The following is a 15,026-nucleotide window of genomic DNA, read 5'->3' on the forward strand; positions in this document are numbered from 1 at the left end:
CCTCAGCGCCCGCCCGCAGCCGCGCCCGCCGGCCGCCCCCGCCGCGCCCCATCCCCACCGCCATCCCCGGCCCCGGCCGGGTGCGGCGGCCGCGGCCCCTCCGCCGCCCCGGCCGCCGGCGCAGAAGCCCGGCATTCCCGGCGTCGAGCGCATCATCGCGGTCGCGAGCGGCAAGGGCGGCGTCGGCAAGTCCACCACCGCGGTGAACCTCGCGCTGGCGCTCCAGGCGGAGGGCCTCAAGGTCGGCCTCCTCGACGCCGACATCTACGGCCCTTCCGTGCCGCGCCTCCTGCGCCTGTCGGGACGGCCCGAGACGGCGAACGGGCGCACCATGATCCCGCTCGAGGCCTATGGGCTGAAGGCCATGTCGATGGGCTTCCTCGTAGAGGAGGAGACCCCCATGATCTGGCGCGGGCCGATGGTCATGTCGGCGCTGACGCAGATGCTGCGCGAGGTCGCCTGGGAGCCGCTCGACATTCTGGTCGTGGACATGCCACCGGGCACGGGCGATGCGCAGCTCACGATGGCGCAGGCGGTGCCGCTGGCCGGCGCGGTGATCGTCTCGACGCCGCAGGACCTCGCCCTCATCGACGCGCGTCGGGGGCTGGCCATGTTCCGCCGCGTCGACGTGCCCGTGCTCGGCATCGTCGAGAACATGAGCTACTTCGTGGCCCCCGACACGGGCGCGCGCTACGACATCTTCGGCCATGGCGGGGCGCGGGCCGAGGCCGAGCGGCTGGGCGTGCCGTTCCTTGGCGAAGTGCCGCTCGAGATGGCGATTCGCGAAAGCTCCGACAGCGGCCGGCCGGTCGTGGCGGCGGCGCCCGACGGGCCGCATGCGCTCGCCTACCGCGCGGTGGCGGGCCGTGTGCTGGAGTCGCTCGAGGCCGCGAAATCCGGCGGGAGCAAGGCACCCGATATCGTTTTCGAGTGAACGGTCAAAAATTAATCTTGCGTAAGAACTGTCCCATGAACGAAAAGCATGGCTCCGGGCGGCGCTGCAGCCGCCGCAGAGCCGTTCATGGGAGAGCGCATTCATGGGTCTGACGAAGAAGCTTCTGGCAGCCACCGCTATGGTGCTGGCGCTGGGCGGCGCCGCGAGCGCCAAGACGTTCGTGTTCTGCTCGGAAGGCTCGCCCGAAGGATTCGACCCCGGTCTCTACACCGCCGGCACCACCTTCGACGCCTCGGCCCACCCGGTCTATAACCGCCTCGCCGAGTTCAAGAAGGGCACGACCGAGACCGAGCCGGGCCTGGCCGAGCGCTGGGACATCTCGCAGGACGGCCTCCAGTACACGTTCCACCTGCGCAAGGGCGTGAAGTTCCACTCCAACGCCGACTTCACGCCAACGCGTGATATGAACGCCGACGACGTCGTGTTCTCGTTCGATCGCCAGGGCAACGCGCAGAACCCGTGGCACCAGTACGTGGCCGGTGCGTCCTGGGAATACTACGCCTCCATGTCGATGCCCGACATCGTGAAGTCGGTCGAGAAGGTCGACGACATGACGGTGCGCTTCACGCTGAACGAGCCCTACGCGCCGTTCGTCGCGAACGTCGCCATGCCCTTCGCCTCGATCGTCTCGAAGGAATACGCCGACAAGCTGGCCGCCGCGGGCAATCAGGCGGCCTTCAACCAGGCGCCGATCGGCACCGGTCCGTTCCAGTTCGTGGCCTACCAGCCCGACGCGGTGATCCGCTACCAGGCCTTCGCCGACTACTGGGGCGGCAAGCAGCCGATCGACGATCTCGTCTTCGCGATCACCAAGGACGCCTCGGTGCGCCAGCAGCGCCTCCTGGCCGGCGAGTGCCACCTGATGGCCTACCCGAACCCGGCCGACGTGCCCTCGCTCCAGCAGAACGCCAACCTGACCGTGTCCGAGCAGGAAGGCCTCAACATCGGCTTCCTCGCCTACAACACGCAGCAGGCCCCCTTCGACAAGCCCGAGGTCCGCAAGGCCCTCAACATGGCGATCGACAAGGACGCCATCATCCAGGCCGTCTACCAGGGCGCCGGCCAGAAGGCGGTCGCGCCGATCCCGCCGACCATGTGGAGCTACAACGCGCAGCTCAAGGACGACGCCTACGACCCCGAGGCCGCCAAGAAGGCGCTCGAGGCCGCCGGCGTCAAAGACCTGTCGATGAAAATCTGGGCCATGCCCGTCTCGCGTCCCTACAACCCGAACGCCGCGCGCATGGCCGAGCTGATCCAGGCCGACTTCGCCAAGGTCGGCGTGAAGGCGGAGATCGTCACCTACGAGTGGGGCGAGTATCTCGAGCGCTCTAAGGACGTGAAGCGTGACGGCGCGGTGCTGCTCGGCTGGACCGGCGACAACGGCGACCCGGACAACTTCCTCGCCGTTCTGCTCGGCTGCGACGCGGTCGGCGGCGCCAACCGCGCCCAGTGGTGCAACCAGGACTTCAACAAGCTGATCCTGGAAGCCAAGACCAAGCCCACGCAGGACGAGCGCGCCAAGCTCTACGAGCAGGCGCAGACGATCTTCAAGGAGCAGGCGCCCTGGGCCACGATCGCCCATTCGGTGGTCTACGTCCCCATGCGCAAGAACGTCACCGGCTTCGTGCAGTCGCCGCTCGGCGACTACACGTTCGACGGCGTCGACATCACCGAGTAGTCTTTCCCGGACCCGACCTTTGAGGGAAGGGGCGGCCTCGTGCCGTCCCTTCCCGTTTTTCTTGAGGGCTCCGCGACGCGTCCGATCCGCCGCCGCCGACCCCGCACCGGACCGAACCCATGCTGCGCTTTCTCTTTTCCCGCCTCGGCATCCTCGTGCCGACCTTCGTCGGGGTGGCGATCGTCGCCTTCTCCTTCATCCGCCTCCTGCCGGGCGACCCGGTGACGTTGATGGCAGGCGAGCGCGGCGTCACGCCCGAGCGCCACGCCCAGCTGACGGCGATGCTCGGCTACGACCGGCCGCTGCCGGTCCAGTTCTGGCACTACCTGACCGGCCTCTTCCAGGGCGACTTCGGCACCTCGATCGTGACGCGCCGCCCGGTCCTGACCGAGTTCCTGACCCTCTTCCCGGCGACCGTCGAACTCTCGCTCGTCGCGATCCTGATCGCCGTCCTGATCGGCGTGCCGGTGGGCGTGCTGGCCGCGGTGAAGCGCGGCTCCTGGGTCGACCAGGGCGTGATGGGGGCAGCCCTCGTCGGCTATTCCATGCCGATCTTCTGGTGGGGCCTCCTCCTCATCATCCTTTTCTCCGGCATCCTCGGCTGGACGCCCGTCTCGGGCCGCATCTCGCTGATGTACTTCTTCCCGCCCGTGACCGGCTTCATGCTGGTCGACAGCCTCCTGTCGGGCCAGAAGGGCGCGTTCGCCTCGGCCTTCTCGCACCTCATCCTGCCGAGCGTCGTGCTCGCCACGATCCCGCTCGCCGTGATCGCGCGACAGACCCGCTCGGCCATGCTGGAGGTCCTGGGCGAGGACTACGTGCGCACCGCCCGTGCCAAGGGCCTTCCGCTGCGCCGCGTGATCGGCGTCCACGCCCTGCGCAACGCGCTGATCCCGGTGGTCACGACGATCGGCCTGCAGATCGGCGTCATGATGGCGGGCGCGATCCTCACCGAGACGATCTTCTCCTGGCCGGGCATCGGCAAGTGGATGGTGGATTCGGTGTTCCGGCGCGACTACCCCGTCGTTCAGGGCGGCCTGCTCCTGATCGCCATCGTCGTGATGGTGGTGAACCTCGTGGTCGACCTCCTCTACGGCCTGATCAACCCGCGCGTTCGCGCCCGCTAGCGCCGGAAAGGTTCTTCCCATGTCCCATATCCAAGCCCAAGAGGCGGCCGATGGCGTCGGCTCGCTGATCCCGCAGCGCCCGCCCGAGCGCGGCATCCGCCGCCAGATGCTGCGCGAGTTCTGGTTCTACTTCTCGGCCAACAAGGGCGCCGTCGCGGGCCTCGTGGTGTTCGCGCTGGTCGTGCTCACCGCGATCTTCGCATCCGTCATCGCGCCGCACGACCCGGTGGCGCAGAACCGCACGGCGCTTCTCCTGCCGCCCGCCTTCCAGACGGGCGGCTCGTGGAGCTACCCGCTCGGCACCGACGCCGTCGGCCGCGACATCCTCTCGCGCCTCCTGTTCGGCGCACAGTACTCGCTCTTCATCGGCACGTTCGTCGTGATCCTCGCGGTCTCGACCGGCATCGTGATCGGACTCGTCGCCGGCTATTTCCGGGGCTGGGTCGATACGGTGATCATGCGCGTGATGGACGTGATCCTCGCCTTCCCGTCGCTGCTCCTGGCGCTGGTGCTGGTGGCGATCCTCGGGCCCGGCCTCGTCAACGCGATGATCGCCATCGCGCTCGTGCTCCAGCCCCACTTCGTGCGCCTGACGCGCGCCTCGGTCATGGCCGAGAAGGAGCGCGAATACGTTACTGCGGCGCGCGTGGTGGGAGCGGGGCCCATCCGCCTCATGTTCAAGACGATCCTTCCGAACTGCCTCGGGCCCCTCATCGTCCAGGCGACGCTCTCCTTCTCCAACGCGATCCTGGATGCGGCGGCGCTCGGCTTCCTCGGCCTCGGCGCCCAGCCGCCGACGCCCGAATGGGGCACGATGCTGGCCGAGGCGCGCGAGTTCGTGCTGCGCGCCTGGTGGGTCGTCACCTTCCCGGGCCTTGCGATCCTCGTGACCGTGCTCGCCATCAACCTCGTCGGCGACGGCCTGCGCGACGCGCTCGACCCGAAGCTTCGCAGGAGCTGAGCCGATGGCGCTTCTCACCATCCGCAACCTGACGGTTGCCTTCGATACCGCGAGCGGCCCCTTCAAGGCCGTGGACGGGCTGGACCTCCATGTCGACCGGGGCGAGGTGCTCGCGATCGTGGGCGAGTCGGGCTCGGGCAAGTCGGTCGGCATGCTGGCCGTGATGGGCCTGCTTCCGGCGACCGCCACCGTCACCGCCGACCTCGTCGACTTCGAGGGCCGGGACCTTCGCGCGATCTCGACCAAGGAACGGCGGCGGATCGTGGGCAAGGACATCGCCATGATCTTCCAGGAGCCCATGGCGAGCCTCAACCCGTGCTTCACGGTCGGCTACCAGCTCACCGAAACCCTGCGCGTCCATCTCGGCCTCGGGCGCCGGGAGCGGCGCGACCGGGCGGTGGAACTCCTGACCCAGGTCGGCATCCCCGATCCCGCCGCGCGCCTGTCGAGCTACCCGCACCAGATGTCGGGCGGCCAGTGCCAGCGCGTCATGATCGCGATGGGCATCGCCTGCAATCCGCAGCTCCTGATCGCCGACGAGCCGACGACGGCCCTCGACGTCACCATCCAGAAGCAGATTCTCGACCTTCTCGTCGGCCTGCAGCAGAGCCACGGCATGGGCCTCATCATGATCACCCACGACATGGGCGTGGTGGCCGAGACGGCGTACCGCGTCGTCGTCCAGTACAAGGGGCGCAAGATGGAGGAGGCGAACGTCCTCGACCTCTTCGAGCACCCCAAGAACCCCTATACGCGCGCGCTGCTCTCGGCCCTGCCCGAGAACGCGACCGGCGACCGCCTGCCGACCGTCGGCGAGGTCCTGGCCCGCGAGGCGGCCGCGGCGGGAGCCACCCTATGAGCACGACCACCCCCGTTCTCGAGGCGCGTGGCATCCGGCGCGACTACCATGTCGGCGGCGGCCTGTTCGGCAAGCCGAAGACCGTCCAGGCGGTGAAGGGCGTGTCCTTCAAGGTCGAGCGCGGCCAGACGCTGGCGATCGTCGGCGAGTCGGGCTGCGGCAAGTCCACGCTCGCCCGCATCCTGACCCTGATCGACGCGCCGACGGCCGGCGAGCTCCTGATCGACGGCGAGCGCATGGACGCCTCGCAGAGCGTCACCAGCGCCATGCGCCGCAAGGTGCAGATCGTGTTCCAGAACCCCTACGGCTCGCTCAACCCGCGCCAGAAGATCGGCGAGGTCCTGACCGAGCCGCTGCTGCTGAACACGGACGTGCCCGCGGCCGAGCGGCGCGACCGGGCGATGGCGATGCTGGTCAAGGTCGGCCTTGGGCCGGAGCACTACAACCGCTATCCGCACATGTTCTCGGGCGGCCAGCGCCAGCGCGTCGCGATCGCCCGCGCGTTGATGCTGAACCCCTCGCTCCTCGTTCTCGACGAGCCGGTCTCAGCGCTCGACCTCTCGGTGCAGGCGCAAATCCTGAACCTTCTGGCCGACCTGCAGGACGAACTTCAGCTGACCTACGTCTTCATCAGCCACGACCTGTCGGTCGTGCGCTACATCGCCGACGAGGTGATGGTGATGTACTACGGCGAGGTGGTGGAGGCGGGCTCGCGCGACGAGGTCTTCGCCCATCCGCGCCACGACTACACGCGCAAGCTCTTCGCCGCGACGCCGCGCTCCGACGTCGAGAGCATCCGCAGGCGCCTCGCCGCCGCGCCGCCGGCGGCGGCCTGACGCAAGCTCACAAGGGGAGGGCACTCGTGTTCTTGACCTCCTCCATCACCGCGTAGGTGTGGGTCTCGCGAATGCCCGGCAGTTCCGACAGGGCGGTCGCGAGGAAGACGCGGTAGGCCGCCATGTCGGCGACGCGCGCCTTGAGGAGGTAGTCGAAGCCGCCTGCCACCATATGGCACTCCGTGATGTCGTCGAGGCGCTTGGCCGCCTCGCCGAAGGCGTGGAACACGTCCTCGCTCGTGCGGTCGAGCTTGACCTCGACGAAGACGATCAGCCCCCGTCCGAGGCGCGCCGGGTCCAGCCGCGCATGGTGGCCGAGGATGTAGCCCTCATCGGTCAGGCGTCGCACGCGAGCCGCCACCGCCGTCGCCGACAGGTGGACGCGGGCCGCGAGCTCCACCATCGAGAGCCGCGCGTCCTCCTGCAGGCAGCGCAGGATCTGACGGTCCTTCGCATCGATCGCCTCGCCTTCCATCGCCGAAGCCCTTCTCCCTGACGTCTTCCGTCGTTTCATGCGCGAAGTTCGACGGGAACGAAAGCGGCGATCCGCGCTATCTTCCGCGCGCCCCTTTCCCAGGCCGCCCGGAGCCCGCCCCCATGAGCCTCGCCCCCTTCTCCGCCCCCTACGCGCCCGCCGACGCCGAGGTCGTGAAGGCGCTTCTCGAGCGCGCCGAGCGCTTCACGCCGCCCGAGGAGAAGGTCGCGGCGCGGGCCCGTGGTTACGTCGAGGCGATCCGCTCCTCGTCCGGGGGCGTGGGCGCGGTCGAGGACTTCATGCGCGAGTTCGGCCTGTCGACCCGCGAGGGTCTGGCGCTGATGGTGCTCGCCGAGGCGCTGCTGCGCGTGCCCGACGCCGCCACGCAGGATCGCCTGATCGAGGACAAGATCGGCGCGGGAGACTGGGCCGACCGCGAGCCGGTGGGCGACGGCATGCTGATGACGGCCTCGGCCTGGGCGCTCGGCCTGTCCTCGCGCATCATCCGCCCCGGCGAGACGCCGACCGGCGTCCTCCAGTCGCTGGTCAAGCGGGTCGGCGCGCCCGCCGTGCGCACCGCCACGCGCCAGGCCATGCGCTTCCTCGGCCGCCAGTTCGTGCTGGGCGAGACGATCGAGGACGCGCTGGAGCGCGCACGCGCGGCGGAGCGCAAGGGCTATCGCTACTCCTACGATATGCTGGGCGAGGGCGCGCGCACCCGCGACGACGCCGAGCGCTACCGCCGCTCCTACGAGGATGCGATCGAGAAGATCGGCCGGCAGGCCGGCAACAAGGCGCTGCCCGAGCGCCCCGGCATCTCGGTGAAGCTGTCCGCGCTTCACCCGCGCTATCACCCGACGCACCGCGAGGCGGTGCTGCGCGAGCTCGTGCCGGTGCTGGCGGACCTCGCCCGTAAGGCGCAGAGCTTCGATCTCAACTTCACCGTGGATGCGGAAGAGGCCGAGCGGCTGGAGCTCTCGCTCGACGTGATCGACGCCACCGTCCGCGCGCTCGACTTTCGCGGCTGGACGGGCTTCGGCCTTGCCGTCCAGGCCTACGGCAAGCGCACGCTCGCCGTGATCGAGCACATCGATGCGCTCTGCGCCGAGTGCGGCATCCGCATGATGGTGCGTCTCGTGAAGGGCGCCTACTGGGATACCGAGATCAAGCTCGCGCAGGAGAAGGGCCTCGCCGGCTTCCCGGTCCACGTCTCGAAGCCCGCGACCGACCTCAACTACCTCGCGGTCGCCCACGAGATGCTGGCGCGGCGCGCCCGCATCTTCCCCCAGTTCGCCACGCACAACGCGCTCACCGTCGCGACCATCCTCGAGATGGCCGGCGCCGACCGCTCAGGCTTCGAGTTCCAGCGCCTGCACGGCATGGGCGAGTCGCTCTATGAGGCGGTGGCGCGCGATACCAAGGGCGAGGTCGGCTGCCGCATCTACGCGCCCGTCGGCGGCTACCGCGACCTTCTCGCCTATCTCGTGCGGCGACTTCTCGAGAACGGCGCCAACTCGTCCTTCGTCGCCAAGGTGGGTGATGCCCGCGTGCCGGTGGACGAGCTCCTGACGCCGCCCGCCGTCGAGCTGCGCAGCGCGGGCGGCCTGGCGCCCTCCGGCGTCGTCGCGCCCGAGAAGCTCTTCGGCGCGCGCAAGAACTCGCGCGGGCTGGAGTTCGGCGACCGCCGCGCACTGGCCGCCCTCCTGCGCTCGCGCGACCGCGCGCCGTCCGGCAGCTGGCAGGCCGCCCCGCGCGAGGGGCTGGAGACCAAGGCCGCGAGCGAGGTCCGCTCGCCCGGCGACGGAACGGTGGTCGGCACGGTGCGCGAGTTGACCGCTGTCGGCGCCCGCGCCCTGATGGACCGCGCCGGAAGGGCCGTTCGCGCGACCGAGGCCGTGCCGGCGCGCGAACGCGCAAGCAAGCTTCGCCGCGCCGCCGACGCGCTGGAGGCGCACGAGGGCGAGGCGCTTCAGCTTCTTCTGCGCGAGGCCGGCAAGACGCTGGACGACGCGATCGCCGAGGTGCGCGAGGCCGTCGACTTCCTGCGCTTCTATGCCGACGAGGCCGAGCGCGTATTGGGGGCACCGATCGCGCTGCCCGGCCCGACCGGCGAGGAGAACCGCCTTCACTACCGCTCGCGCGGCGTCGCGCTCTGCATCAGTCCCTGGAACTTCCCGCTCGCGATCTTCCTCGGCCAGGTCGCGGCGGCGCTCGCCGGCGGCAATGTCGTGGTGGCCAAGCCCGCCGAACAGACGCCGCTCGTCGCCGCCTTCGCCCTGCGCCTCCTTCACGAAGCGGGCTTTGCGGAAGAATCGCTGTGGCTGGCAAGCGGCGAGGGGGATGTGGGCGCGGCGCTCGTCTCGCATCCGGCCACCGCGCTCGTCGCATTCACCGGCTCCACCGAGACGGCGTTCGCGATCAACCGGGCGCTCGCCGCCCGCGACACCGCGATCGCGCCGCTGATTGCCGAGACCGGCGGCGTCAACGCCATGATCGTGGACGCGACCGCGCTGCCCGAGCAGGTGGCCGACGACGTGGTGCGCTCGGCCTTCCGCTCGGCCGGTCAGCGCTGCTCGGCGCTGCGCCTACTCTTCGTGCAGGAGGACGTGGCCGACCGCATGATCGAGATGATCCAGGGCGCGGTGCGCGAGCTCGTGATCGGCGATCCCTCCGACATCGCGACCGACATCGGTCCCGTGATCGACGGGGCGCAGGAGCGCATGCTGCGCGACCACATGGACGCGATGCGCGCCGGCGGCGGCAAGGTTCTCTTCGAGGCCGAGCTTCCCGCCTCGCTGCCGCAGGGCGGCCACTTCGTTCCCCCCGCGATCGTCGAGCTCTCGGGGCCGGAAAAACTGCGGGGCGAGGTGTTCGGGCCGATCCTCCACGTCGTGCGCTGGCGCGCGGGCGAGCTGGAAAAGGTGGCGCAGGCCATCGAGCGGACCGGCTACGGCCTGACGCTCGGGATCCATTCGCGGATCGAGGCGACGCAGCGCTTCGTGGCCGAGCGGCTCGACGTCGGCAACGTCTACGTCAACCGCAACATGATCGGCGCGATCGTCGGCTCCCAGCCCTTCGGCGGCTCGGGCCTCTCGGGCACCGGCCCCAAGGCCGGCGGCCCGAACTACCTCGCCCGCTTCGTGCGCGAGCAGGTCGTCTCCACCAACACGGCGGCGGCCGGCGGCAACGCCGCGCTGATCGCGGGTCCCGCGCGGACCTGACGCCGGGAGGGCGGCTCGCGGCTTGCCTGTGCGGCCGGCGCCCCTATGGTGCCGGCCGACCAGACCCTGTCCCGAAACGGAATTGCCGCCCTTGCCCGAGCCTCTCTCCGACATCGCCATCGCCCGCCAGGCCCGCAAGGTGCCGATCACGGACGTCGCGAGCCGCCTCGCCATTCCCGAAGAGGCCGTGATTCCCTACGGGCGCGACAAGGCCAAGATCGACGGCGCGTTCCTGCGCTCGATCGAGGACCGGCCGCAGGGACGCCTGATCCTCGTGACCGCGATCAACCCGACGCCGGCCGGCGAGGGCAAGACCACGACCACGGTCGGCCTCGGCGACGGCCTCGGCCGCCTCGGCAAGCGCGTCGCGATCGCCCTGCGCGAGCCCTCGCTCGGCCCCTGCTTCGGGCAGAAGGGGGGAGCCGCCGGCGGCGGCTACGCCCAGGTCGTGCCGATGGAGGACATCAACCTCCACTTCACCGGCGACTTCCACGCCATCACGGCGGCGCACAACCTCCTCGCCGCGATGGTCGACAACCACATCCATTGGGGCAACGCGCTCGGGATCGACCCGCGCCGCGTCCTGTGGCGCCGCGTCGTCGACATGAACGACCGGGCGCTGCGCGACATCGTCCAGTCGCTCGGCGGCCCCGCCAACGGCCTGCCGCGCGAATCGGGCTTCGACATCACGGTCGCCTCCGAGGTCATGGCGATCCTGTGCCTGGCAACCGACCTCGATGACCTGGAAGAGCGCCTCGGGCGCATCGTGGTGGCCGAGCGGGGCGACCGCACGTTCGTCACCGCGCGGGACCTCAAGGCCGATGGCGCGATGGCGGCGCTGCTGCGCGACGCGATGATGCCGAACCTCGTGCAGACGCTGGAGAACACGCCGGCCTTCGTCCATGGCGGGCCCTTCGCCAACATCGCGCATGGCTGCAACTCGGTCGCGGCCACAAGGGCCGCGCTGCGCCTTGCCGACTACGTGGTGACGGAGGCCGGCTTCGGGGCCGATCTCGGCGCCGAGAAGTTCTTCGACATCAAGTGCCGTCAGGCGGGCCTGAAGCCGGACGCGACCGTGGTGGTGGCCACCTGCCGCGCCCTCAAGATGAACGGCGGCGTGGCGCGCGCCGATCTCGGCCGCGAGGACGTCGCGGCGGTGCGGCGGGGCGCGGCGAACCTGCGCCGCCACGTCGAGAACTGCCTCGGCTTCGGCGTGCCGGTGATCGTCGCGATCAACCATTTCACCTCCGACACGATGCCCGAGATCGAGGCCGTGCGCGAGGCGGCGCAGGCTGCGGGCGTCGAGGCGGTCCTGTGCCGCCACTGGGCGGAAGGGTCGGCCGGCATCGTGGAACTGGCCGAGAAGGTCGCGGCCCTGGCCGACGGCGGCACCGCGCGCTTCCATCCGCTCTACGGCGACGCACTGCCGCTTCGCGAGAAGATCGAGGCGGTCGTGCGCCGCATCTACCGGGGCGCGGCGGTCAGCATCGACCCGCACACGCTGAAGGCGCTCGACCGCTATGCGGAGGCGGGCTTCGGGCATCTCCCGGTCTGCATGGCGAAGACGCCTTACTCCTTCTCCACCGACCCGACGCTCCTCGGGGCGCCCGAGGGCCATGCCGTGCATGTGCGCGAGGTGCGCCTCTCGGCCGGCGCGGGCTTCGTGGTCGCGATCTGCGGCGATGTCCTCACCATGCCCGGCCTGCCGCGCGTGCCGGCGGCCGAAAGCATCCGGCTGGATGCGGAGGGGCGGGTCGAGGGGCTGTTCTAGGGCCGCCTTCCGTTCGTCACGCGGACATGGGAGGAACGGCGGATCATCTCCCGAAGGAGGGCCGTCCGTTGAGCGAACTCGTTCTCTACACCAACCCCATGTCGCGCGGGCGCATCGCCCGCTGGATGCTGGAGGAGGTCGGCGCGCCCTATCGCGCCGTCCTCCTCGACTATGCGAGCACGCTCGGCGCGCCCGAGCATCTGCGCCTCAACCCGATGGGCAAGGTGCCGGTTCTCGTCGACGACGGGGAGGTCGTCACCGAGACCGCCGCGATCTGCCTCCATCTCGCCGACCGCTTTCCGGAAGCGGGGCTGGCGCCCGCGCCCGGCGCGCGCGGACGCTACTACCGCGCCGTCCTCTTCGGGGCCGGACCGCTCGAGGCGGCGGTCACGAACCGGGCGCTCGGCGTCGAGGTCCCGGCCGAGCAGGCGCGCATGATGGGCTACGGCACCTACGGGCGCACCCTGGACGCGCTGGAGACCATGCTGACCGAGGCGCCCTATGCCGCCGGCGACCGCTTCACCGCGGCCGACGTCTATCTCGGCGCGCAGGTCAGCTGGGGCCTCCAGTTCGGCACGATCGAGCGCCGCCCCGCCTTCGAGCGCTACCGCGACCGCATCGCCGATCGCCCGGCTTTGGCGCGCGCGGCCGCGATCGACGACGCGCTGATCGCCGAGGCCAGGCAGCGGGCAAGCTGACGCATTTGCGAGGCGTTGGCATGTTGCATCGCGAGCCGGTTTGCCGTTGCGAGGCAAAACGGCTTGCGTTACCTCTTGCCCCATGACGACCGCGCGCAACCAGATCCGTTGGTGGTGGACCCGCTCCTAGCGGCCCTCGCGAACACGCGCGTTCGAACGAACCCGAGGCCGCCCCACCCAAGGCGGCTTTTTTCGTTCCGGAAAGGGCCGCGCGGACGGTCCGGGGCTTGTTGAGAAGAAGGCGTCCATGACCTCCGACACCCCCTCCGTTCCCCCCCATCGCTACGTGACCGAGGGCGGCGTCAGCGTCACCCGCACGCGCCGCGACGTCGCCTACGAGGGGGCGATCGAGCCCTATGTCGACCGGCTCGACACGCGGCGCGGCTGCGTCTTCTCCTCGAACTACGAGTATCCCGGCCGCTACACGCGCTGGGACACGGCGATCGTCGATCCCCCGCTCCAGATCGTCTCGACCGGCCGGAGCGTTTGGGTGGAGGCGCTGAACGATCGCGGCGAGGTTCTGCTCGGCTTCGTCGCCGAGGCGCTGGCGGGCCATGCCGACATCGCGCAAGCCGCACGCGAGGGGCGCCGTCTGGTGCTGCGCATCAACGAGCCGGCGGGCGCGTTCACGGAAGAGGAGCGCTCGCGCAGCCCGAGCGTCTTCTCGGTCCTACGCGCGGTGATCTCGCTGTTCCGGTCGGGCGAGGACGGCGACCTCGGCCTCTACGGCGCCTTCGGCTACGACCTCGCCTTCCAGTTCGATCCCGTGAAGGAGACGCTGAAGCGCGCGGACGGCGCGCGCGACCTCGTGCTCTACCTGCCCGACGAGATCCTGATGGTGGATCACTACGCGGCGCGCGCCTATGTCGAGGCCTACGAGTTCGAGCGCGGCGGCGCCTCGACCGCGGGCCTGGCCGGCGGCGGCGAGGACGCCCCCTTCCGGGCGGCCGGAACGGTGCCGCCTCGCGGCGACCACCAGCCGGGCGAATATGCCGGCCTCGTTCGCCGGGCCAAGGAGAAGTTCATGCGCGGCGACCTCTTCGAGGTCGTGCCGGGCCAGACCTTCTTCGAGCCGACCGCCAAGCGACCGTCCGAGATCTCGCGCCGCCTCAAGGGCATCAATCCCTCGCCCTACTCGTTCTTCATCAACCTCGGCGCCAACGAGTTCCTGATCGGCGCGAGCCCGGAAATGTTCGTGCGCGTCTCGGGCCGGCGCGTCGAGACCTGCCCGATCTCGGGCACCATCCGGCGCGGCACGGACGCGATCTCGGACAGCGAGCAGATCCTGAAGCTCCTCAACTCCAAGAAGGACGAGTCGGAGCTCACCATGTGCTCGGACGTCGACCGCAACGACAAGAGCCGCGTCTGCGAGCCGGGCTCGGTGCGTGTCATCGGCCGGCGCCAGATCGAGATGTATTCGCGCCTGATCCACACGGTGGATCATATCGAGGGCCGCCTGCGCGAGGGGCTGGACGCGCTCGACGCCTTTCTCAGCCACGCCTGGGCCGTGACGGTGACCGGCGCGCCCAAGCTCTGGGCCATGCGCTTCATCGAGGAGAACGAGCGCTCCCCCCGCGCCTGGTACGGCGGGGCGATCGGCATGCTCCACTTCAACGGCGACATGAACACCGGGCTGACGCTGCGCACGATCCGCCTGAACGGGGGCGTGGCCGAGGTGCGCGCGGGCGCGACGCTTCTCTACGATTCCAACCCGGAGGAGGAGGAGGCCGAGACCGAGCTCAAGGCCTCCGCCATGATCGCGGCCGTGCGCGAGGCCGGCATCCCCAACACGGGGGCCGGCGACCGCGCGGGTGCGCGCGTCGGCGAGGGCGTGCGCATCCTCCTCGTCGACCACGAGGACAGTTTCGTCCACACGCTCGCCAACTACTTCCGCCAGACCGGCGCCGAGGTCACCACCGTGCGCACGCCCGTGCCGCGCGAGATCTTCGATCGCGTCGCGCCCGATCTCGTGGTGCTCTCGCCCGGTCCCGGCAAGCCCGACGACTTCGACTGCCGCAACACGATCGCCATGGCGCGCGAGGGCGGCACGCCGATCTTCGGCGTCTGCCTCGGGCTCCAGGCGCTGGCCGAGAGCTACGGCGGGACGCTGCGCACGCTCCACGTGCCGGTGCACGGCAAGCCCTCGCGCGTGCGCGTATCGAACCCCGGCATCATCTTCTCGGGGCTCCCGAGCGAGGTCACGGTCGGGCGCTACCACTCGATCTTCGCCGATCCGGTGCGCCTTCCGAAGGAGTTCGAGGTCACTGCCGAGACCGAGGACGGCGTGGTCATGGCCTTCGAGCACAAGTCCGAACCGGTGGTGGCGGTCCAGTTCCACCCCGAATCCATCATGAGCCTCGGAGGAGACGCAGGCATGCGCATGATCGAGAACGTCGTGGCGCATCTGCCCCGGCGCGCCCGCAACGACGACGCGACGGCCTGAGC

General features: G+C 70.2%; 11 protein-coding genes. 10 read left to right on the top strand and 1 reads right to left on the bottom strand.

Features of this window, described 5'->3' with window-relative positions; all coding sequences use genetic code 11:
* The 6 genes from AUL35_RS04855 to AUL35_RS04880 form a co-directional block, all read left to right on the top strand.
* Nucleotides 1-934 (top strand): Mrp/NBP35 family ATP-binding protein (locus AUL35_RS04855; protein WP_062012597.1); only part of this gene is annotated, 934 nt, incomplete at its 5' end.
* Between the two features lie 103 nt (nt 935-1,037).
* Complete coding sequence (locus AUL35_RS04860; RefSeq protein WP_062012599.1) at nt 1,038-2,633, top strand: ABC transporter substrate-binding protein; 1,596 nt, start codon at nt 1,038-1,040, stop codon at nt 2,631-2,633.
* A 119-nt stretch (nt 2,634-2,752) separates the two neighbouring features.
* Nucleotides 2,753-3,760: an ABC transporter permease subunit gene (locus AUL35_RS04865; protein ID WP_062012602.1), complete on the top strand. Its 1,008-nt coding sequence runs from the start codon at nt 2,753-2,755 to the stop codon at nt 3,758-3,760.
* Between the two features lie 19 nt (nt 3,761-3,779).
* The gene (locus AUL35_RS04870; protein WP_082666116.1) at nt 3,780-4,721 is read left to right on the top strand and encodes an ABC transporter permease subunit; all 942 of its coding nucleotides are present in this window, start codon (nt 3,780-3,782) and stop codon (nt 4,719-4,721) included.
* Between the two features lie 4 nt (nt 4,722-4,725).
* Nucleotides 4,726-5,580 carry an ABC transporter ATP-binding protein gene (locus AUL35_RS04875; protein ID WP_082666117.1) on the top strand — a complete coding sequence of 285 codons (855 nt, stop codon included), beginning with the start codon at nt 4,726-4,728 and terminating at the stop codon, nt 5,578-5,580.
* The gene (locus AUL35_RS04880) at nt 5,577-6,416 is read left to right on the top strand and encodes a dipeptide ABC transporter ATP-binding protein (RefSeq protein WP_062012605.1); all 840 of its coding nucleotides are present in this window, start codon (nt 5,577-5,579) and stop codon (nt 6,414-6,416) included. The genes AUL35_RS04875 and AUL35_RS04880 overlap by 4 nt, the downstream gene beginning before the upstream one ends.
* Nucleotides 6,417-6,423: 7 nt before the next feature.
* Here the strand turns inward: AUL35_RS04880 and AUL35_RS04885 are convergent, their stop codons facing one another.
* The gene (locus AUL35_RS04885; protein ID WP_062012607.1) at nt 6,424-6,891 is read right to left on the bottom strand and encodes an Lrp/AsnC ligand binding domain-containing protein; all 468 of its coding nucleotides are present in this window, start codon (nt 6,889-6,891) and stop codon (nt 6,424-6,426) included.
* Between the two features lie 122 nt (nt 6,892-7,013).
* Here AUL35_RS04885 and putA point away from each other — a divergent pair, with 122 nt between their 5' ends.
* The 4 genes from putA (at nt 7,014) to AUL35_RS04905 (ending at nt 15,024) form a co-directional block, all read left to right on the top strand.
* Nucleotides 7,014-10,112 (top strand): bifunctional proline dehydrogenase/L-glutamate gamma-semialdehyde dehydrogenase PutA, encoded by a 3,099-nt coding sequence (gene putA / locus AUL35_RS04890; protein ID WP_062012609.1) that lies wholly within the window; start codon nt 7,014-7,016, stop codon nt 10,110-10,112.
* 91 nt (nt 10,113-10,203) lie between these two features.
* Complete coding sequence (locus AUL35_RS04895; protein WP_062012695.1) at nt 10,204-11,883, top strand: formate--tetrahydrofolate ligase; 1,680 nt, start codon at nt 10,204-10,206, stop codon at nt 11,881-11,883.
* Between the two features lie 68 nt (nt 11,884-11,951).
* A complete protein-coding gene (locus AUL35_RS04900; protein ID WP_280137321.1) occupies nt 11,952-12,581 on the top strand; it encodes a glutathione S-transferase family protein in 630 nt (209 codons plus the stop codon).
* 247 nt (nt 12,582-12,828) lie between these two features.
* Nucleotides 12,829-15,024 (top strand): anthranilate synthase, encoded by a 2,196-nt coding sequence (locus AUL35_RS04905; protein WP_062012618.1) that lies wholly within the window; start codon nt 12,829-12,831, stop codon nt 15,022-15,024.
* Nucleotides 15,025-15,026: the final 2 nt, after the last annotated feature.

The sequence above is a fragment of the Aureimonas sp. AU4 genome (assembly GCF_001463765.1).
Lineage (GTDB): Bacteria > Pseudomonadota > Alphaproteobacteria > Rhizobiales > Rhizobiaceae > Aureimonas.

Coding starts and splice junctions, on each gene's coding strand:
- AUL35_RS04860 (WP_062012599.1), top strand. CDS start 1,038: ATGGGTCTGACGAAGAAGCTTCTGGCAGCCACCGCTATGGTGCTGGCG.
- AUL35_RS04865 (WP_062012602.1), top strand. CDS start 2,753: ATGCTGCGCTTTCTCTTTTCCCGCCTCGGCATCCTCGTGCCGACCTTC.
- AUL35_RS04870 (WP_082666116.1), top strand. CDS start 3,780: ATGTCCCATATCCAAGCCCAAGAGGCGGCCGATGGCGTCGGCTCGCTG.
- AUL35_RS04875 (WP_082666117.1), top strand. CDS start 4,726: ATGGCGCTTCTCACCATCCGCAACCTGACGGTTGCCTTCGATACCGCG.
- AUL35_RS04880 (WP_062012605.1), top strand. CDS start 5,577: ATGAGCACGACCACCCCCGTTCTCGAGGCGCGTGGCATCCGGCGCGAC.
- AUL35_RS04885 (WP_062012607.1), bottom strand. CDS start 6,891: ATGGAAGGCGAGGCGATCGATGCGAAGGACCGTCAGATCCTGCGCTGC.
- putA (WP_062012609.1), top strand. CDS start 7,014: ATGAGCCTCGCCCCCTTCTCCGCCCCCTACGCGCCCGCCGACGCCGAG.
- AUL35_RS04905 (WP_062012618.1), top strand. CDS start 12,829: ATGACCTCCGACACCCCCTCCGTTCCCCCCCATCGCTACGTGACCGAG.